This window comes from Sphingomonas sp. Leaf21 (assembly GCF_916858675.1).
GTDB lineage: Bacteria > Pseudomonadota > Alphaproteobacteria > Sphingomonadales > Sphingomonadaceae > Sphingomonas.
On record NZ_CAKASM010000003.1, the window covers coordinates 107453 to 126067 of the forward strand.

Below are 18615 nucleotides of genomic sequence, written 5' to 3' on the forward strand. Positions count from 1 at the left end.
TCCCTCCCCCATCCCCTCCCGCTTGCGGGAGGGGCGTGCCTGGTGCGGAGGTTTCGTGCAGCAACAGGCCGCGCCGTTTGCGGTCAGCGTAGGAATCCGGCCCCAGGCCTCTCCCCTCCCGCAGGCGGGAGGGGCTGGGGGAGGGCAAGGTGTCTCACCGAGCCCACCACCCCATCCAGAAATCACCCGTGCGTCGTCACCCGGTTGCCGAAATCGAACCACCCACGACGCTCACCCACCGGATAGGCCGGACGTGCGGCACTCGCCGCCACGGGACGATAGGCGGTTGCGGGCGCGACCCGATCCACCACCGGCGCGGCCGCGACCGGCTGCGCGCTGGCCAGCCGGTGGTTTTCGCGTTCCAGCTCGGTGATGCGCGCCTGCGCGGCGGACAGCTTGGCCTCGGTGTCCTTGACCTGTGCGGCATGGGCGTCGCGCTCGGTGGCGTAGCGGTTGCGCCACTTGCCACCGCCCGGATGGCTTGCCAGCCCGAAAAGCCACCCGGCGATGAGGACCAGCCCCAGCACGGCGAATTGCGTCGTCGAAGTGAACAACATCGCGTCGATCCCTGTCTGTTACGACCGGTCAACGACTGGCGGCGTAACGGGTTGCGCTACTGGCCGAAGGTGAGCGTATCCTTGATCGAGCAGGCGGCGGGGCCGAGGATGACGACGAACAGCGTCGGCAGGATGAACAGGATCAGCGGCACCGTCATGATCGCGGGCAGCCGCGCGGCCTTTTCCTCGGCGCGCATCATACGCTCGTTGCGGAATTCGGCGGACAGGACGCGCAGCGCGCTGGCGAGCGGCGTGCCGTATTTCTCGGTCTGGATCATCGTTGTGACCACGCTGCGCAGCGCCTCCAGATTCACCCGGACGGAAAGGTTTTCCAGCGCCTGGCGCCGATCGGTCAGGAAGCCCAGCTCGACCGAGGTAAGCTGGAATTCGTCCCCCAGCTCGGGATAGGCGCGGCGCAGTTCGCGTGCCACGCGGGCGAAGGCGGCGTCGACGGTCAGCCCCGCCTCGGCGCAGATGACCATCAGGTCGAGCGCGTCTGGCAGGCCCTTGCGGATCGCGGCGGTCCGCTTGTTGATCTGGTTGGTCAGCGCGATGTCGGGCGCCTTGTACGACAGCACCAGCGTGCCCGCGACGAGGAGGTAGCAGCTGAACCAGCTCCAGTCGGCAAAGCCGTCGGTGCCATAGACCCACAGCGCCATGCCGCCGCCCAGCACGATGGGAAGCGCCAGCCGGCCGAAGATCACCGCGACGGCCATCTCCTTGGACCTTATGCCCGCCTGCATCAGCTTGATCTGGACCGCCTTGACCTGTTCGTCCTGCAGCATCTTGAAGGTGCTGAGGACCGAGCGCATCCGTTCCAGCGTGTCGGTGCGATCGACCCATTGCTGGCGTCGCTTGGCGGGCGGGGTGATCCCGGCCTTGAGTTCCTCGCGCCGCTCGTTCAGCGCGCGCACCCGCCGCGTCATCGGATCGCGGCTGCCGACCAGCAGATAGCCGACGACCATCAGGGCGAAGACGCACACGCCCCAGAGCAGTGCGGCGACGGAGCCGGAATCGAGGCCGAGGATCGTGGGGGCGGGACCGGTCATTCAGATCTCGAAACTGATCATGCGGGACATGATGAACGCGCCCAGGCCGAGCCAGACGAAGGCGCCCAGCCCGATCAGGATCAGGCGCGGATCGGTAAAGAACTTCGCCATATAGGGCTTGTTGATCATCCAGATGATGCCGAACACGAAGAAGGGCAGCGAGCCGACGATATAGGCGGATGCCTTGGGCTCGGACGCCATCGCCCGGATCTTGAGCTTCATCTGCGCGCGCTTGCGCAGCACGTCGGCCAGGTTGGACAGGGTCTCGGCCAGATTGCCGCCCGTCTCGCGCTGGATGGCGATGGCGATGACGAAGAACTGGAATTCGGGAATGGCCAGCCGGTCGGCGGTATCCTGTAACGCGGCGTCCATCGTCCGGCCGATCCGCATCCGGTCGGATACGGCGCGGAACTCCTCGCCGACCGGGCCGGGGACCTCGTTCGCGACGACCGTCATCGTCTCGCCGATCGGCAGGCCCGAGCGGAGGCCGCGCACCAGAAGCTCGATCGCGTCGGGAAAGCGTGCCACGAACCGGTTGACCCGGCGGGTGATCAGCCGGTTGACGACCATGTGCGGGATCCACAGCCCCAGCACCAAAGCGACGATCAGCGCCAGGATCAGCGACAGGCCGAGCATCGTCAGCACCAGCGTGCTGGCCAGGGCGAGCCCCGCGCTGGCCATCCCATATTGCCCGACCGTCCAGTCGCGTCCCGTACGGTCGAGCCGCTTGCCGAGCTGCGCCGGATTGGGGAGCAGTCGCGCGAACGCCTTGTCCATCCGGGTATCGGCCGCCAGCGCGATGCCGCGAGACGTGGTCGCCGACGCCTGGGCCGGGCGATCGAGATCGAGCGCGACGCGGTTCCTGAGGCCCGACAGCCGCCGGGCCTGGCCGCGCGACGTGGCGGGCGACGAAAAGGCCGCCATCCCCAGGACGAGCGTCAGGAAGACGCCCATGGCCAGTATCAGGGTCGCCGTCATGCCCATGGCGTCAGTTCGTCCGCGTCCGCTTGGCGAGCAGCGCCTTCAGGTCGAAGCGGTCGAGCAGACCCCGACGGCTCGGCATGAGCAGGTCGCCCTCCGACGATGCGCAGATACGCTGCGACAGTTCGACCAGCGGCGCGATGGTGCGCGAGGTGCGGCCGAGCTCGGCGATCGGCTTGCCCAGCTTGGCGGCCTGCATCACCAGCTTCTGGTCATAGGGGACCAGCACGTCGAGCGGGCGTTCGATCGTTCCCTCGAAGTCGCTTTGCGCGATCTCGCTCTGGCCGCTCGGCAGGACGCGGTTGGCGACGGTGAGGACCGATGTCTGCGGCGCATGGGTCTTCAGCCACGACAGGATCCGGATCGTATCGCGCGCGGCGGCCAGGGTGCATTCGGTGACGAGCACCAGATTCTGCGCATTGGCGACCAGCATCGGCTGCTGGATCAGCAGGTTGCGTGGCAGGTCGACGATCGTCGTCTCGAAATTGAGCCGCATCTCGTCCTGCAATTGCGCGAAGGCGAGGCCGTCATTGACGATCGGTGCGCTGATCGGCGCCTCGGCCGACAGGATGGCGAGCTTGGGCGTCGCCTTGACCATCGCGCGTTCGAGGAACAACCCGTCGATACGCCCCGGATTGTCGATCGCGTCGACCAGCCCGCGTCCCGGCTCCAGGTCGAGTGCGAGCGCGGCGGTGCCGAAATGGACGTCTAGGTCGAGGATCGCCGTCGTCCGGTCGAGCCGCTCCGCCATCAGCCAGCCGAGCGAGGTCGCCACGGTCGATGCGCCGACGCCGCCGCGCACGCCGACCACGGCGACGCTGCACGGTGCCTTTTCGGGGGTGGCCTCGACCGTGCGGGGGGAATGCAGGATCGTGCGTGCCTGGGCGATCGCGTCGCGCATGGCATCGGCGTTGATCGGCTTGAGCAGATAATCGTGCAGCCCGCTGGCGATCAGCGTGCGATACAGCCGGACGTCGTTGACCTGGCCGACCGCGATGACGACCGTGCCCGGCTCGCACACCTCGGCCAGATTGTTGATCTCGGTGCCGGGATCGGGCGTGTCGCTGAGGTCGACAAGCAGGATCTGCGGGCTCGCGCTGACCGACAGCGTCTGGATCGCGCCGCGAAGCCCGCCCTTCACCACGCGGTCGGGCGACCATCCCTGCTCGACGATGATCGGACGGATCGCCTCGGCGGTCCAGTCGTCGCAGACATAGGCCTGGATGGGGTCGCGCTGGGTCATCACATGGGGCGTCCAGGGGGCGTTCACTGCGTCACCCCGCTGCTGCCGCCCAGGCCGCCACCGGGCGCGCCTCCGCCGCCCGCGGCGTTGGGATTGCGCAGCGCGGTGCCGCCATTGCCGGTCGGCGCCGCCGCGCGCAGCGCGTTGACCGCCCGGCTTCCGATCGCCGGATCGGCGGTCGCGGGACCATCGACGCCGTGGACGAGATCGTTCGGGTTGGCGACCATAGCGGCCAGGTTGCGATTGACCGCGCAGCCATAGTTGGACGAACTCTGCCCCGACCAATCGGCGGGGGCGGCGTCGCTGCTTGCGTCGGGGCATCCGGGAACCGACGCCCGCAACCGGGTCACGACGACGCGGACGGTCGACGGCGCCAGCGGCGCGCGCGCGATGTCGGCGGGCTGGCCGATCAGCAGGCCGTATCGCTCCATCACCGCCGCCACGTCGCGCCAGGCGCCGGGCGCATCACCCGCCGGATCCTCGATCGCGACCCGGTCGCCATAGCCGAGCCGCAGGTTGCGGGCCCAGCCATCGAGCCGCCGGTCTTCGTCGGCGGCAAGACGGCCGCCCGACACGGCGAGGTCGAGCGCATATTCGGTCGGCGTGACCACCGGCTGGTGGCTGCTCTCCAGTTGCGGCTGACCGGTGCCCATGCACCCGCCGGTCATCAGCGCGAGGCCGAAAGGGATCAGGGACAGGCGGGAGCGGCGCATGGGGCGGGAATTCCTTGGACGGGCGGTCATTCGGAGAAACCGGGCGTGGGCGTGCCCTTGCGCGCCGGGACGGGCGATCGCGCGGGCACGGGGGAGGGCGTCGCCGAGGGGGCGGCCGCCGGGTTGCCCTGAACGGGCGGCGCCATGCTGGGCACCGGGCGCGGCTGGTTGGTCGCGGCCCCCACCTGGCCCAGCAGGACACGCTCGGCATCGTTGGGCGCGCGCTGGCCATCGATCGGCAAGGCGATCTGCGACGGGGAATTGACCGGCTTGACCAGATAGGGGGTGATGATGATCACCAGCTCGGTCTCGTTCCGCTTGAACGCGTTGGACCGGAACAGCGACCCGATCAGCGGCAGGTCGCCGAGCCAGGGCGTCTTCTCGATCGAATTGTCGCGCGAGTTGGACAGCAGGCCGCCGATCATCATGCTCTGGCCCGAACCCAGCTCCAGCGTGGTTTCGGCACGCCGGGTGGTGAGCGCGGGGATCGACGTGCCGCCGACCGTCACGGCGCCGACGGAGGTGATCTGCGACACCTCCGGCCGGACGCGCAGCGAGATGCGGCCATCGGCGAGGACGGTCGGGGTGTAGGACAGGCTGACGCCATATTGCTTGTATTCGACCGAGACCGCGCCGAATCCGGTGGAGAGCGGAATGGGAATTTCGCCGCCCGCCAGGAAGGTCGCGGTTTCGCCCGACAAGGCGGTCAGATTGGGATTGGCCAGCGTCGAAACCTGCCCCAGCGTCTCGCCCAGATCGATCGCGCCGAGCAGGTCCATGCCCAGCACCCGGCCCGCCAGGCCCAGCGTGGTCCGCTGCGATCCGGCGACGAAGCCATAGTTGGTGACCGGATTGCCCGCCGCATCCGGCACGGTGGTGATGGTGCCGGGCGTACGGCCCGATGCGAGGCCGAAGGTGAACCCGCCGCTATTGTCGCGGTTGAGGAGGTTGACGCCGATCGTCTTGACGAAGTTGCGGTTCACCTCTGCGATGCGGACCTGCAAATTCACCTGAAGCGGCGTCGCCGTCTTCAACCGGCTGATGATCTTGGTGTCCTTGCCGACATAGGCCTGGACCAGCCGCTCGGCCTCCGCCGCGTCGTCGGGTGCGGCGACGGTGCCGGTCAGCAGGATCAGCCCGTTCATCGGCGTGGCGGTGATCGTCGCCTCGGGCATGGCGAGCTTCAGCATCCGCCCGATCGAGCCGATATTGTTGCCGACCCGAACGGTCGTCGTATAGACGACGCCGCCGCCCCGCCCGGTGGCGGAGATTGTCGTCTCGCCGGGCTTCTTGCCGTAGATGTAAAGCTGCGTCGGCGAGCGGACCTGCACGTCGGCGATGCTGTCGTCGGCGACGAACAGATCGGTCATCGGGCGGCTGAGCGTGATCAGCCGGGCGCGGCCGGTATTGAGCTCCAGCGCGCCCGATCCATCGCTGGCGACCGTCGAGTCGCCCGGATCGCCGGCGGCACGGGCCGGAGTCGGCGCGAGCAGCAGCGGCGCGAGGACCAGCGCGAAGGCCGAATCCCGCATCGTGCGCGAGAGGGTGAAGCGCGTCGCCATGTCAGTTCTTCTCCGCACTGGGCGCAGCGCCAGCCGCGCCCCCGCCGCCGCTGCCGCGCATGATCCGGACCGCGGGCCCCTGGGCGAGGACCGGCTGGCCCATGCCGGTCGCCGCGACGCCGGGGACGGTCATGCCGCCCGGTGCGCCGGGCATGGCGCCCTGATCGGCACCGGGGGTCGACTGACGCCCCGGCACGGTCCGTCGCTGATAGCGGGAAACGTCGCCGCCGGTGACATAGGAGGCACGGTCGATCATCGGCTGGGAGATCGCGCCCGGCTCGCCATCCGCCGCGTCCGGCCGCTCGGCGAGCGACCGCAGCGACAGGGACAGGGTGCCGACCGTCTGCGCCACGGCGAGCTGCTCGGCCATTTTCGGTGTTGCCTCGACGGTGACGGTGGTGAAGGTATGGACGGGAGTCTTGCCGTCGGCGGCGGCCTGGCCATCGGTGCGCTGGTCGGTCGCCAGCACCCGGACGTTGCGCATGATCGTTTCCGACACCTTCAACGGCGGTCCGTCGCCGCCGCCCGCGACATCCTGGGTCAGGACCACGTCGATCCGGTCGCCCGGAAATACGAAGCCCGCCACCGCCGTCTGTACCGAGACGGGAACGGTCACCGCGCGCATTCCGGGGGTCAGCGCCGCGGCCAGGAAGCCACGGTCGCCCGGACTCACCACCGCGCCCTGGGTCAGCGGCTGACCGGCGGTGATCGCATAGCGCAACACCGTGCCTTGCAGCTTGGTGAGGTCGGCCTGACCCTTCACATAATAGGCACCGGCGACCATGTCCTTGGGCCAGGGCTGGAATTTCAGCGCCGTCGCATCGATGATGGTGCCGACCGGCAGGGTGCGGGTGGCCACCAGCACCTCGGTGTCGGACTTGACGGGGGTCATGATGACGGCGGCCTGCGCTGGCGGCCCGCTGTTGCCGGACGTGATCGTCCGGGCGAATAGGGCGGTCATCCCTGCGATCAGCAGAGCCCCCACCAGCAACAAGACTTTACGACTGTCCATCCTGCGTTCTTCGGCCTCGGCGCCGGGCCCATTGCCCGGCCTGTATCCGTGGTTAAGTATGCTGGAAGGGGTTAAATATCGGTTCCCGCAGGATCAGCAGCGTGGCGATGGCGATGGCGACGCCGTAAGGTACTTCGATCGCGGCCGCTTCCTCGGGCCCCCCGGCGCGACGCAGGCGATGATCGACGAGCATCAGCAGCGTGATCGCCCCGCCCGCGATCGACATGGTCAGCAGCATCCGGAACAGCGACGGCAAGGGCAGCCACAGCGCGATCGCCGCGATCATCTTCACGTCGCCGCCGCCCATCATCCCGATGCGAAACGCCTGCGCGAACAGGAAGAACACGGCGATCGCGACGCCCAGCATCAACGCCATGTCGGGCCAGACGGCCAGCCCCGCCGCCCACCACCAGAGCGGGGCGAGCAGCGCGATGGCGATGTTCTTGCGATCGGCGATCTCGCGGGTCCGCGCGTCCTCGATCCCCGCCGATAGCAGCAGCAGGAAGAGCGCGACGAGCAGGGCGATGCGGACAATGGTCCATTCCATGCGACAACGCCCTAGACGGCAGGGCTTTCGAAACCGTAACCGGGACGCGGATGATCGACAGCCTTTCCCTTCGCCGAACCTTCCCCGCCGAGGCGCGGGTGACGCGGTGGACCGCCCCCGATGGCTGGGACCATCGCCGATTCGACTGGGCGGCGGCGCGACCCGTCGGGCGACTGCTGTTCCAGACCGGACGTGCCGATGTCGTCGAGAAATATCTGGAGGTCTTCGCGCATCTGGTCGCCAGCGGCTGGAGCGTCACCGCCTTCGACTGGCGCGGGCAGGGGGGATCGGGGCGGCTGCTCGTCGACCGCCATGTCGGGCATGGCGGCGACTTTTCGACTCTGGTCGCCGATTTGCGCGCCTTCTGGGACGAATGGCACGGCGAGGACGGGGGCGGTCGGCCGCATGTCCTGCTCGGCCATTCGATGGGCGGGCATCTTGCGCTGCGTGCGGTGGTCGAGGACATGGTCGCGCCCGACGCTTTGATCCTGGTCGCACCGATGCTGGGCCTGCGCCTGCCGACCGGCGCACTGCTGGGCGCGGGGATCATCGGGGCGATGAACCTGCTCGGTCGGGGCGAGCGATCGATCTGGCGCGCGGGCCAGGAGCCGGGCGTCCACACCCGCCAGCGCAACCTGACCCATGATGTCGAACGGTTCGAGGACGAGGCCTATTGGTATGGCCAGTCGCCCGATCTGGCGCTCGGGCCGCCGAGTTGGGGCTGGTTGCGATCGGCGGCGCGGTCGACGCGCGCGCTGCTCCGCGATCCACGGCTCGACCGTATGTCGGTGCCGACGCTGATGCTGGTGGCCGAGGCCGACCGGCTGGTCGATCCGCGCTGTGCCTTGCGGGTCGCCGCGCGGATCGGGGCGCAGGTCGAGCGATTCGGGCCGGAGGCGGCGCACGAGCTGCTGCGCGAGGTCGACCCGGTCCGCCTCCGCGCGCTGGCGGCGATCGATGACTTTCTGGCGCGGGCCGCCGCGTGACCTACGATATCGCGATCATCGGCGCGGGCATGGCGGGCGCCAGCCTTGCCGCGGCGATCGGGTCGCGCGCGCGGGTCGTGCTGATCGAGGCGGAGGACATGCCCGGCCGACACGCCACGGGACGGTCGGCGGCTTTCTGGTCGGAAACCTATGGCGGACCGGCGGTACAGCCGCTGACCACCGCCTCTGGCCCGGCGCTTCGTGACGGCGGCTATCTGACGCCGCTCGGCTCGCTGCATATCGGGCGGGCGGAAGACGGCGCGCGGATCGAGCGGCTGCTGGCCGATTTCGCAGGGACCGGCGTGGCCCTGTCCCCTGTTGATCCCGCCACGCACGTCCCCGACCTGCGCCCCCAATGGTGCCTGGGCGTGTGGGAGCCGAGTTGCGCCTATATCGACGTCGCCGCGCTTCATGCCGATTATCTGGCGGCGGCGAAGGCGGCGGGCGCGGTCGTGCTGACCGACGCCGCACTGCTGACGGCCGAGCGACGCGACGGCGCATGGCGGCTGGCGACCCGGGCCGGGCCTGTCGCGGCATCCTTGCTGGTCAACGCCGCCGGAGCCTGGGCGGATCGGGTCGCCGAAATGGCCTGCGTCGCGCCGGTCGGTATCACCCCCTATCGCCGCACCATGGTCCAGTTGCGCACCGATCCGCCCGCTCCGGCACGCCTGCCGCATGTCGTGGACATAGCGGGCGGCTTCTATTTCAAGCCGGAGACGGGGGGACGGCTGTGGCTGACCCCGCATGACGAGACGCCGAGCGTTCCTTGCGATATCGCGCCCGAGGAATGGGACGTGGCGGTGGCGATCGACCGGCTGGAGCAGGTCGTCGACTGGCGCGTCGACGCGGTCGAGCGTCGCTGGGCAGGCTTGCGCAGCTTCGCGCCCGACCGTGTGCCGGTCTATGGCTACGATCCGAGGGTGCCGGGCTTCTTCTGGTGCGCGGGGCAGGGCGGTTTCGGTATCCAGACCGCTCCTGCGGCGGCGGCGATGGCGGCGGCGCTGTTGCTGGGGGAGGGGGGCGTTCCCGAGGCGATCGATCCCGGACGCTACGACGTGGGGCGTTTCCCGGCCCGGTCCTGATGGGTCAGCCGACCGGCCTGGGCACGCCCGCGGTAACGGTCGTGCCCGTCGCGTCGGGGATGAAGGTCACCGGCACCTCGACATTCCGACCGCAGGCCGCGACATACCACGTCTCGCGCCAGGCCCGGCGCGCGGTGTCGGTGACCCCGTCATAGCGCGTATGCCGCACGTGAGGCGTCGCACAACCCGGCGCGGCGGCCTGGGCGGCGACACGGACATAGCGCAGCGCATCGGCTTGCAACGTCAGGTTCGCGTGGGTGTCTCCCGGAACGGCGACGATGCTTACGATCTTCTCGTTCGGCTGGCCTTCGAAGAAGATGTTGATGGTCGTGTCGTTGCCGCACCCTCGAACCGGAAAACTCTGCTTCCATGCGCCGGATATGGGATAGCCATCGGCTGCGAACGCGGGTGGTGACAGGACGGATACGGTCGATGCCGGAGCGACCAGCGCGGGACAGCGCTGGAACACATCGGCTGGCAGCGCGGCGAAAAGGCGCTGGATATTGGCCTGGTAGCCGGATGACAGGACAAGGGTCTGAAGCTGGGCCGAAGGCTGTGGCACGGGCGTGTCGCCGGAGGCGACGAGCGCAAGGGCGATGACTGCATTGATCGGCAAAACACGTCCCCTTCCTCACCCCGATCGGGCCGTCTGGCCCGGTCGTTATCCGCCCAGGCCCCCGCTTACCGCCTGAACGTCTCCGCCGCGTCGCTCGCCAGCTTGTCGGCGCGTTCATTGTCCGGGTGGCCCGCATGGCCCTTGACCCATTTCCATTCGATCTGGTGCCGCTCCGCCGCCGCGACCAACGCCTGCCAGAGTTCGGCGTTCTTGACCGGCTTCTTGTCCGCCGTGCGCCAGCCGTTGCGCTTCCAGCCATGGATCCACTTGGTCAGCCCGTCCATGACATAGCGGCTGTCGGTCGACAGGGTCACCGCGCAAGGACGTTTCAACGCGTTCAGCGCCTCGATCGCGGCCATCAGCTCCATGCGGTTGTTGGTGGTCAGCGGCTCGCCGCCCGACAATTCCTTTTCGTGGGTGCCCGAGCGGATCAGCGCGCCCCAGCCGCCGGGGCCGGGATTGCCCTTGCATGCGCCGTCGGTGGCGATCTCGACCGGAGTCACAGCCCCGCCTTCCCGTCGCGATAGGCCAGATAGCGCCGCCAATAGGCCAGCGGATCCTTGCGCGTCACCAGCGCGTCCGCAGGCGTGTTGAGCCAGTCCCAGGCCCGCGACAGCGCGAAGCGCAGGCACGCGCCCATGGCGAGGCGGGCAAAGCTTGCGCGTTCGGCATCGGACAAGGGGAAGTGTCGGCCATATCCCGCGATCAGCGCCGCGCCGATCTCGGGCGCATAGGCCTTCCCGCTCGCATCGAAGCTCCACGCCGAGTGCATGACCGCGAGGTCGTAGACGCGGAAATCGGTGCAGGCGAAGTAGAAGTCGATCAGCCCCGTCACGCGGTCGCCGAGCACCAGCACATTGTCGGGGAACAGGTCGGCATGGACGACGCACGTGTCGAGCGCCTGCGCGTCCCAGCCGTCCAGCACCGAGTCGAGCGCCTCGCCCATCGCATCGTGCAGGCCGGGCTGGATGCGATCGAGGTCGCGCCCGCATTGCGCGAACAGCGGGCGCCAGCTCGCGTGCCCCATCGAGTTGGCGCGGCTCTGCGCAAAGTCCGCGACCGCGCGGTGCATCGCGCCCATCGCCTCCGCCGCCGCCAGCGCCTGCGCCGGGGTGGGATGCGAGAGCGATACGCCGGTCAGGAACTGGATCAGGCAGGCGGGGCGTCCCGCCAGCGTCTGAATCTCGACCCCGTCCCGATCCTTGATCGCGGGCGGCACGGGCAAGCCCTTGGCGGCCAGGTGATCGAGCAGCGCGAGGAAGAAGGGCAGGTCGCCCGCCGCCACCCGCTTTTCGTACAGCGTCAGGATGAACCGCGCGGTCGTGGTGTCGACCAGATAGTTGCTGTTCTCGACGCCCTCCGCGATCCCCTTGGCGGAGATCAGCTCGCCCACGTCATAGCGCGCCAGAAACGCGGACAGCGCCTCGGCCGAAACCTGCGTATAGACCGCCATGGTTCAGGCGGCCGCTTCCAGCCCGCGGGGCAGCTTGAAGGCGATGGTCTCGCGCGTGGTTTCCTCCTCGCGCTCGCTGACCGCGAAACGCTCCGACAGGCGCTCGACCAGTTCGCGGACCAGCAGCTCGGGCGCGGAGGCTCCGGCGGTCAGGCCGAGCGTCCTGACGCCGTCGAGGAAGGCCCAGTCGAGATCGGCGGCGCGCTGGATCAGCTGCGCGCGCTTGCCCGCGCGTTCGGCCACTTCGACCAGGCGAAGCGAGTTGGAGGAATTGGGTGCGCCGATCACCAGCACCGCGTCGCATTCCGCCGCGATCGCCTTGACCGCCGCCTGGCGATTGGAGGTGGCGTAGCAGATGTCCTCGCCGCGCGGCGCCAGGATATTGGGGAAACGCCGGTGCAGCGCCTCGACGATCGCGGCGGTGTCGTCGACCGACAGCGTGGTCTGGGTCAGGAAGGCGAGATTGTCGGCGTCGGCGGGCGTGAAGGCGTCCACATCCTCGACCGTCTCGACCAGCGACATCGCGCCCTTGGGCACTTGTCCGAAGGTGCCGATGACCTCGGGGTGTCCGGCATGGCCGATGAAGACGATGTGGCGCCCCATCTCGACCAGCCGTTCGGCCTGGCGATGTACCTTGGAGACGAGCGGGCAGGTGGCGTCCAGATATTCCAGGCCCCGGCTCTCGGCGTCGGCGGGCACCGACTTGGGTACGCCGTGCGCGGAGAAGACGACATGCGCGTTGGGCGGCACCTCGTTCAGTTCCTCGACGAAGATCGCGCCCTTGGCCTTCAGGCTGTCGACCACGAACTTGTTGTGGACGATCTCGTGCCGGACATAGACCGGCGCGCCATGCTTCTCGATCGCCAGCTCCACGATGCGGATGGCGCGGTCGACACCGGCGCAGAAGCCGCGCGGGGCGGCGATCAACAGGTCGAGCGGCGGCTTCAGCGTATCGGTCATGAGGCGGCTCTACGCCATTGCTTGCGCGCGTCCAACCCGGTTCCTATGCTGGCGGCCAAACCGGCATCCTGCTTCGGCATCCAGAATAGGCGTTTCGACCTGTGAAAGCATCGCTCCTCGTTCCCGTAGCCCTTGCGCTCGTTCTCGGCGGTTGCGCCCGCACCGGTGAGATCGACGCGTCGGGCGGCATCACCGCCGTGCGCTCGGCCTGCCCGGTGGTCGGAGTCGCGGCGGGCACGGGCGACATCACGCTGTTCAAGACGCCGGGTGCCACCGACGAACGCTCGATCGACCTGATCGCCAACATGACCAATGTCCGGGGCAATTGCGCGGATTCGGGCGCGGACATCGTCACCACCGTGACCTTCGATGTCGAGGCGCGGCGCACCGACACGACGGCGGCGCGCGACGTCGTTCTGCCCTATTATATCGCGATCGTGCGCGGCGGGACGAACGTCGTCGCCAAGCGGGTCAGCCGCGTCAACGTGCATTTCGACGCCGGCCAGGCGCGCGGGCAGGTGGCGGGCGAAGCCTCCACGACGATCTCGCGCGCGGCCGCGACGCTGCCCGACGACGTGCGCGAAAAGCTGACCCGCCGGCGCAAGGCGGGCGATGAGGATGCGGCGGTCGATCCGCTGACCAACCCCGCAGTGCGCCAGGCCGTGGCGAGCGCCAGCTTCGAGGCACTGGTCGGTTTCCAGCTGACCGACGCGCAGTTGCGCTACAACGCGACTCGGTGATCTTCGGCCTGTTCCTCCCCATCTAAGATGGGGAGGGGGACCGCCGCGAAGCGGTGGTGGAGGGGCATGGCCCCCAGCTTTCCACATCTTTGCGCCCCGCCTGGCCGTTCCCCGATTGACTTGAAACCACCTGCCCGGCAGAGGGCGCGGTGTCGATGTCGGACATATCCGGCATAGGCGCGCGCGGGAGAGCGTCGGGTTCATCTTTCAGGTGACGAAACCCGGCCGCCGAAGGAGCAACCACCCCGGAATCTCTCAGGCAAACGGGACCGCGATCGCCATCGACACTCTGGAAAGCGCGCGTCGGCCCCGGGTCGTCGCGCCACCGAAGGGGTAAGCCGGAATTTCCGGCGAAAGCTCTCAGGTTCCGTGACAGAGGGGGATCGTATCGGGTAGGAGACGCACGTCCCTAGCCGACACCCTTTTGACGGAGACCGGCCCCGTGAGCGACACCGCAGACCTGAATGTAGAAGACGCCCCCGAGGGTCAGGAGATCATCCAGACGCTGCCGCTGGACGCCTGGCACCGGGCGCGCGGGGGGCGGATGGTCCCGTTCGCGGGCTATCACATGCCCGTCCAGTATGAAGGCATCATGGCCGAGCATCTCTGGACCCGCGAGTCGGCCGGGCTGTTCGACGTCAGCCATATGGGGCAGGTGGTCTTCACCGGCGAGAACGGCCTGGGCCCGGTCATCGCCGCGCTGGAAAAGGTCCTGCCGGGCGATATCACCGGCCTTGGCGATCGCAAGAACCGCTATTCGCTGCTGCTCAACGAAGAGGGCGGCATCCTCGACGACCTGATGGTGACGAAGCGCACGCTCGACGGCGCCGAGGAGCTTTACATGGTCGTCAACGGCGCGACCAAATATGACGATATCGCCTATCTGCTCGACTTCATCCCCGACGATGCGACGCTGAACCTGCTCGACGAGCAGGCGCTGCTGGCGCTCCAGGGGCCGAAGGCGGTCGACGCGCTGTCGCGGATCGTGCCGGGCGTCGAGGCACTGGTGTTCATGACCGCCGCCGACTTCAGCTGGAACGACGTGCCGCTGTGGACCAGCCGCTCGGGCTATACCGGCGAGGATGGTTACGAAATCTCGATCCCGGCCGAACATGCGGCCGCCTTCGCCGACCTGCTTTGCGAGCAGGCGGAAGTGAAGCCGATCGGTCTGGGCGCGCGCGACTCGCTGCGCCTGGAGGCGGGGCTGCCGCTCTATGGCCATGACCTCGACCCAGAGACGACGCCGGTGATGGCCGATCTGGGCTTCGCGCTCGCCAAGAAGCGTCGCGAGGCGGCCGACTTCCTGGGCGCCGGGCGTATCCTCGCCGAGCGCGAGAACGGCCCCGCCGTCAAGCGCGTCGGCCTGACCGTCGCGGGCCGCCAGCCGGTGCGCGAGGGCGCGTCGGTGGTCGCCGAGGACGGATCGGTCATCGGCCGCGTGACCAGCGGCGGCTTCGCCCCCTCGATGGGCGCGCCGATCGCCATGGCTTATGTGCCGACCGGGCTGGCGACGCCCGGCACGACCCTCAAACTGCTTCAACGCGGCAAGACGCATGACGCCACCGTCACGGCGATGCCGTTCGTCCCCCATCGTTACGTTCGTTCAGGAGCCAAGTGACCATGAGCCGCTATTTCACCGAAGATCATGAGTGGATCGACGTCGACGGTGATGTCGGCACGGTCGGCATCTCCGATTACGCGCAGGGCGCGCTGGGCGATATCGTGTTCGTCGACGTGCCCGAGGAAGGCCGCGCGCTGTCCAAGGGCGACGAGGCCGCGGTGGTCGAGTCGGTCAAGGCCGCGTCGGACGTGTACGCGCCGGTGTCGGGCGCCGTGGTCGAGGGCAATGCCCAGCTCGCCGACGAACCCGCGCTGGTGAACAGCGATCCGGAGGGCGAGGGCTGGTTCTTCAAGATCACGCTGTCGGACGCGTCGGAGCTGGACGCCCTGATGGACGAAACCGCCTACGCCGCGTTCGTCGCCAAGCTGTGATCTGATGCCCCTCCCTGCATAGGGTAGGGGCCTTCTTCCTCCCCTCCCGCAGGCGGGAGGGGTCGGGGGAGGGGACTCGCTCTCCTCCAGCGCCATCGCCTGCCGAAGCCGGGTGCCCTCCCCCGGCCCCTCCCGCCTGCGGGAGGGGAGAAGAAGAAGCCCTCCGCTCGGCGGCGGGGGCGAAGAGGAGGGCGGAGAAATGGAACGCATGCGCTACCTGCCCCTTACCTCTTCCGATCGGGCCGAGATGCTCTCGGTCATCGGCGCGGGCTCGGTCGACGACCTGTTCGTCGACGTGCCCGAATCCGCGCGCCTGTCCGGCCCCATCGAGGGGCTGCCCAACCACGCGTCCGAACTGGCGGTCGAGCGGCACATGACCGCGCTCGCCCGCAAGAACATGGTCGCGGGCGACGTGCCCTTCTTCCTGGGCTGCGGCGCGTATCGCCATCATGTCCCCGCCAGCGTCGATCACCTGATCCAGCGCGGCGAGTTCCTGACCGCCTACACGCCCTATCAGCCGGAAATCGCGCAGGGCACATTGCAGATGCTGTTCGAGTTCCAGACGCAGGTCGCGCGTCTGCTCGGCACCGATGTCGCCAACGCCTCCATGTACGACGGCTCGACCGCCTGCTGGGAAGCGATCGGCATGGCGCGGCGCATCACCAAGAAGGCCAAGGCGATCCTGTCGTCGGGCCTGCACCCGCATTATGTTTCGGTCGCCAGGACGATGGCCAAATATACCGGCGACACGCTGGAGACGGCCGCGCCCGTCCTGACCGCCGAGACCGATATCGACCAGATGATCGCGGCGATCGACGCCGACACGTCCTGTGTCGTGGTCCAGTATCCGGACATTCTCGGCCGCATCGCCGACCTGACCCCGCTGGCGGAGGCCTGCCACGCCAAGAAGGCGCTGCTGATCGCGGTCGTGACCGAGCCGGTCGCGCTGGGCGCGATCCGCTCGCCGGGCGAGATGGACGCCGATATCGTCGTCGGCGAAGGCCAGTCGCTGGGCGTCGGGCTTCAGTTCGGTGGCCCTTATGTGGGCCTGATGGGCTGCAAGGATAAGTATATCCGCCAGATGCCGGGCCGCTTCTGTGGCGAGACGGTGGACGCGGACGGCAAGCGCGGCTTCGTGCTGACGCTGTCGACGCGCGAGCAGCATATCCGCCGCGAAAAGGCGACGTCGAACATCTGTACCAACTCCGGTCTGTGTGCGCTCGCCTTCTCGATCCACATGACGCTGCTGGGCGAGGCGGGCCTGCGCCGCATGGCGGGGATCAACCACGCGAACGCCTGCCGCGCGGCCGATCGTCTGGCGAAGGTGCCGGGCGTCAAGCTGGTCAACGACACGTTCTTCAACGAGTTCACGCTGGATCTGGGTCGCGAGGCGCGGCCCATCGTGCGGACGCTCGCCGAGCGCGGCGTACTGGCGGGCGTGTCGCTCGGGCGGCTCTATCCGGGCGAGGAGGCTCTCGCGAACGGACTGGTGGTGGCGGTCACCGAGACGGTGACGGCGGAGGATATCGAGACGCTTGCCCAAGCGCTTGAGGAGGTGCTGGCATGACGATCAACCAGAGCGGCTGGAAGCCCACGAGCCCCGAAGCCAACACGGGCGAAGCGCAGGCGACCTTCACCGGCAACCGCGCGCTGATGCTGGAAGAAAAGCTGATCTTCGAGATCGGCGATACCGACACCACGGGTGTCGACTTTGCGGACGGCGATGTCGCGGGTTCGCGACTGGGCGACCTGTCGCGCAAGAGCCCCATCGGCCTGCCTGGCCTGTCGGAGCCGGAGACGGTGCGCCACTATACCCGTCTGTCGAGGCAGAATTACGCGATCGACCTGGGGCTCTTCCCGCTCGGCTCGTGCACGATGAAGCACAATCCGCGCCTGAACGAGAAGATGGCGCGCCTCGGCGGTTTCAGTGACATTCACCCGCTCGCACCCGTCGACACGGTACAGGGCGCGCTGGAGGTCATTCACCAGCTGGCGCACTGGCTGGTCACGCTGACCGGCATGACCTCGGTCGCGATGAGCCCCAAGGCGGGCGCGCATGGCGAGCTGTGCGGTATCCTGGCGATCAAGGCGGCGCTGGAGAAGCGCGGCGAGGGCCATCGCAAGGTGATCCTGGTGCCCGAATCGGCGCACGGCACCAACCCGGCGACGGCGGCGTTCGCGGGCTTCTCGGTCGAGGATATTCCCGCGACCGCTGATGGGCGCGTCGACACGGCGGCGCTGAAAGGCCGTCTGGGGCCGGACGTGGCGGGCGTGATGATCACCAACCCGAACACCTGCGGCCTGTTCGAGCGCGATCTGAAGGACATTTCCGACGCGGTCCATGCCGCTGGCGGATACGTCTATTGCGACGGCGCGAACTTCAACGCGATCGTGGGCCGCGTGCGTCCGGGCGATCTGGGCGTCGATGCGATGCACATCAACCTGCACAAGACCTTCTCGACCCCGCATGGCGGCGGCGGGCCGGGTTCGGGGCCGGTCGTGTTCTCCGAGGCGCTGACGCCGTTCGCGCCGCTGCCCTTCGTCGAGAAGACGGGCGAGGGCTTCCGGCTGGTCGAGGAAGAGAATGCCGACGACCATCACGCCGACAGCTTCGGCCGGATGGTCGCCTTCCACGGCCAGATGGGCATGTTCACCCGCGCGCTGACCTATATCCTCAGCCACGGTGCGGACGGCCTGCGCCAGGTCGCGGAGGATGCGGTGCTCAACGCGAACTACGTCCTGCGCAGCCTCGAGAACACCCTCGACGCCCCCTTCGCCAAGAGCGGGCCGTGTATGCACGAAGCCATCTTCTCGGACGAGGGACTGGCCGAGGGCTTCTCGACGATCGACGTCGCCAAGGCGCTGATCGACGAGGGTTTCCACCCGATGACCATGTATTTCCCGCTGGTCGTCCACGGCGCGATGCTGGTCGAGCCGACCGAAACCGAGTCCAAGGCGGCGCTCGACCAGTTCATCGGCGCGCTGGCGTCGGTGGCGGAGCGGGCCAAGGCGGGCGACGCGTCGCTCAAGACCGCGCCGCACTTCGCGCCGCGCGCGCGGCTCGACGAAACGCTGGCCGCGCGCAAGCCCGTGCTGGTGTGGAAGGACAAGGCGGCCTGATC

The 18615-nt window shown here is 68.6% G+C and carries 19 protein-coding genes and 1 riboswitch; of the genes, 7 read left to right on the forward strand and 12 right to left on the reverse strand.

Features of this window, described 5'->3' with window-relative positions; all coding sequences use genetic code 11:
• Window positions 1–182: 182 nt before the first annotated feature.
• Genes LRP66_RS04525 through LRP66_RS04560 form a run of 8 tightly spaced genes read right to left on the reverse strand, consistent with a single transcriptional unit; the run spans window position 183 to window position 7664 of the window.
• Entirely contained in the window at window positions 183–557 is a 375-nt protein-coding gene (locus tag LRP66_RS04525; protein WP_230481315.1) for a hypothetical protein, read from the reverse strand.
• Between the two features lie 56 nt (window positions 558–613).
• Complete coding sequence (locus tag LRP66_RS04530; RefSeq protein ID WP_230481316.1) at window positions 614–1606, reverse strand: type II secretion system F family protein; 993 nt, start codon at window positions 1604–1606, stop codon at window positions 614–616.
• A complete protein-coding gene (locus LRP66_RS04535) occupies window positions 1607–2590 on the reverse strand; it encodes a type II secretion system F family protein (RefSeq protein ID WP_230481317.1) in 984 nt (327 codons plus the stop codon).
• 4 nt (window positions 2591–2594) lie between these two features.
• Complete coding sequence (locus LRP66_RS04540; RefSeq protein ID WP_230481318.1) at window positions 2595–3857, reverse strand: AAA family ATPase; 1263 nt, start codon at window positions 3855–3857, stop codon at window positions 2595–2597.
• The gene (locus LRP66_RS04545) at window positions 3854–4543 is read right to left on the reverse strand and encodes a CpaD family pilus assembly protein (protein WP_230481319.1); all 690 of its coding nucleotides are present in this window, start codon (window positions 4541–4543) and stop codon (window positions 3854–3856) included. Before LRP66_RS04545 ends, LRP66_RS04540 begins: the two co-directional genes overlap by 4 nt.
• Before the next feature lie 26 nt (window positions 4544–4569).
• Entirely contained in the window at window positions 4570–6105 is a 1536-nt protein-coding gene (locus LRP66_RS04550; RefSeq protein ID WP_230481320.1) for a type II and III secretion system protein family protein, read from the reverse strand.
• A 1-nt stretch (window position 6106) separates the two neighbouring features.
• Window positions 6107–7117: a Flp pilus assembly protein CpaB gene (gene cpaB / locus LRP66_RS04555; RefSeq protein ID WP_230481321.1), complete on the reverse strand. Its 1011-nt coding sequence runs from the start codon at window positions 7115–7117 to the stop codon at window positions 6107–6109.
• 52 nt (window positions 7118–7169) lie between these two features.
• A complete protein-coding gene (locus LRP66_RS04560) occupies window positions 7170–7664 on the reverse strand; it encodes an A24 family peptidase (RefSeq protein ID WP_230481322.1) in 495 nt (164 codons plus the stop codon).
• A gap of 50 nt (window positions 7665–7714) precedes the next feature.
• On the opposite strand from LRP66_RS04560, the gene LRP66_RS04565 reads away from it, so the two are divergent.
• Window positions 7715–8650 carry an alpha/beta fold hydrolase gene (locus LRP66_RS04565; protein WP_230481323.1) on the forward strand — a complete coding sequence of 312 codons (936 nt, stop codon included), beginning with the start codon at window positions 7715–7717 and terminating at the stop codon, window positions 8648–8650.
• The gene (locus LRP66_RS04570) at window positions 8647–9732 is read left to right on the forward strand and encodes an NAD(P)/FAD-dependent oxidoreductase (protein ID WP_230481324.1); all 1086 of its coding nucleotides are present in this window, start codon (window positions 8647–8649) and stop codon (window positions 9730–9732) included. The genes LRP66_RS04565 and LRP66_RS04570 overlap by 4 nt, the downstream gene beginning before the upstream one ends.
• Before the next feature lie 4 nt (window positions 9733–9736).
• Here LRP66_RS04570 and LRP66_RS04575 read toward each other — a convergent pair whose 3' ends face one another.
• From LRP66_RS04575 to ispH, 4 genes are all read right to left on the reverse strand, one after another.
• Window positions 9737–10348 (reverse strand): hypothetical protein, encoded by a 612-nt coding sequence (locus LRP66_RS04575; RefSeq protein WP_230481325.1) that lies wholly within the window; start codon window positions 10346–10348, stop codon window positions 9737–9739.
• Between the two features lie 65 nt (window positions 10349–10413).
• Window positions 10414–10851, reverse strand: a complete 438-nt coding sequence (gene rnhA / locus LRP66_RS04580; RefSeq protein ID WP_230481326.1) for a ribonuclease HI — start codon at window positions 10849–10851, stop codon at window positions 10414–10416.
• Window positions 10848–11801: a homoserine kinase gene (thrB, locus tag LRP66_RS04585; protein ID WP_230481327.1), complete on the reverse strand. Its 954-nt coding sequence runs from the start codon at window positions 11799–11801 to the stop codon at window positions 10848–10850. The genes rnhA and thrB overlap by 4 nt, the downstream gene beginning before the upstream one ends.
• Window positions 11802–11804: 3 nt before the next feature.
• Complete coding sequence (gene ispH, locus LRP66_RS04590) at window positions 11805–12761, reverse strand: 4-hydroxy-3-methylbut-2-enyl diphosphate reductase (RefSeq protein WP_230481328.1); 957 nt, start codon at window positions 12759–12761, stop codon at window positions 11805–11807.
• Between the two features lie 101 nt (window positions 12762–12862).
• On the opposite strand from ispH, the gene LRP66_RS04595 reads away from it, so the two are divergent.
• From LRP66_RS04595 to gcvPB, 5 genes are all read left to right on the forward strand, one after another.
• Window positions 12863–13501 carry a hypothetical protein gene (locus LRP66_RS04595; RefSeq protein ID WP_230481329.1) on the forward strand — a complete coding sequence of 213 codons (639 nt, stop codon included), beginning with the start codon at window positions 12863–12865 and terminating at the stop codon, window positions 13499–13501.
• A gap of 174 nt (window positions 13502–13675) precedes the next feature.
• Window positions 13676–13783, forward strand: a riboswitch (glycine riboswitch).
• A 160-nt stretch (window positions 13784–13943) separates the two neighbouring features.
• Window positions 13944–15119, forward strand: a complete 1176-nt coding sequence (gene gcvT / locus LRP66_RS04600) for a glycine cleavage system aminomethyltransferase GcvT (protein WP_230481330.1) — start codon at window positions 13944–13946, stop codon at window positions 15117–15119.
• 2 nt (window positions 15120–15121) lie between these two features.
• The gene (gene gcvH / locus LRP66_RS04605) at window positions 15122–15493 is read left to right on the forward strand and encodes a glycine cleavage system protein GcvH (protein WP_230481331.1); all 372 of its coding nucleotides are present in this window, start codon (window positions 15122–15124) and stop codon (window positions 15491–15493) included.
• 208 nt (window positions 15494–15701) lie between these two features.
• Window positions 15702–17060: an aminomethyl-transferring glycine dehydrogenase subunit GcvPA gene (gene gcvPA, locus LRP66_RS04610; RefSeq protein WP_230481332.1), complete on the forward strand. Its 1359-nt coding sequence runs from the start codon at window positions 15702–15704 to the stop codon at window positions 17058–17060.
• The gene (gene gcvPB / locus LRP66_RS04615) at window positions 17057–18613 is read left to right on the forward strand and encodes an aminomethyl-transferring glycine dehydrogenase subunit GcvPB (RefSeq protein WP_230481333.1); all 1557 of its coding nucleotides are present in this window, start codon (window positions 17057–17059) and stop codon (window positions 18611–18613) included. Before gcvPA ends, gcvPB begins: the two co-directional genes overlap by 4 nt.
• Window positions 18614–18615 lie beyond the last annotated feature (2 nt).

Coding starts and splice junctions, on each gene's coding strand:
- LRP66_RS04525 (WP_230481315.1), bottom strand. CDS start 557: ATGTTGTTCACTTCGACGACGCAATTCGCCGTGCTGGGGCTGGTCCTC.
- LRP66_RS04565 (WP_230481323.1), top strand. CDS start 7,715: ATGATCGACAGCCTTTCCCTTCGCCGAACCTTCCCCGCCGAGGCGCGG.
- LRP66_RS04545 (WP_230481319.1), bottom strand. CDS start 4,543: ATGCGCCGCTCCCGCCTGTCCCTGATCCCTTTCGGCCTCGCGCTGATG.
- gcvPB (WP_230481333.1), top strand. CDS start 17,057: ATGACGATCAACCAGAGCGGCTGGAAGCCCACGAGCCCCGAAGCCAAC.
- thrB (WP_230481327.1), bottom strand. CDS start 11,801: ATGGCGGTCTATACGCAGGTTTCGGCCGAGGCGCTGTCCGCGTTTCTG.
- LRP66_RS04550 (WP_230481320.1), bottom strand. CDS start 6,105: ATGGCGACGCGCTTCACCCTCTCGCGCACGATGCGGGATTCGGCCTTC.
- LRP66_RS04535 (WP_230481317.1), bottom strand. CDS start 2,590: ATGGGCATGACGGCGACCCTGATACTGGCCATGGGCGTCTTCCTGACG.
- cpaB (WP_230481321.1), bottom strand. CDS start 7,117: ATGGACAGTCGTAAAGTCTTGTTGCTGGTGGGGGCTCTGCTGATCGCA.
- ispH (WP_230481328.1), bottom strand. CDS start 12,761: ATGACCGATACGCTGAAGCCGCCGCTCGACCTGTTGATCGCCGCCCCG.
- gcvH (WP_230481331.1), top strand. CDS start 15,122: ATGAGCCGCTATTTCACCGAAGATCATGAGTGGATCGACGTCGACGGT.
- gcvPA (WP_230481332.1), top strand. CDS start 15,702: ATGCGCTACCTGCCCCTTACCTCTTCCGATCGGGCCGAGATGCTCTCG.
- LRP66_RS04560 (WP_230481322.1), bottom strand. CDS start 7,664: ATGGAATGGACCATTGTCCGCATCGCCCTGCTCGTCGCGCTCTTCCTG.
- LRP66_RS04530 (WP_230481316.1), bottom strand. CDS start 1,606: ATGACCGGTCCCGCCCCCACGATCCTCGGCCTCGATTCCGGCTCCGTC.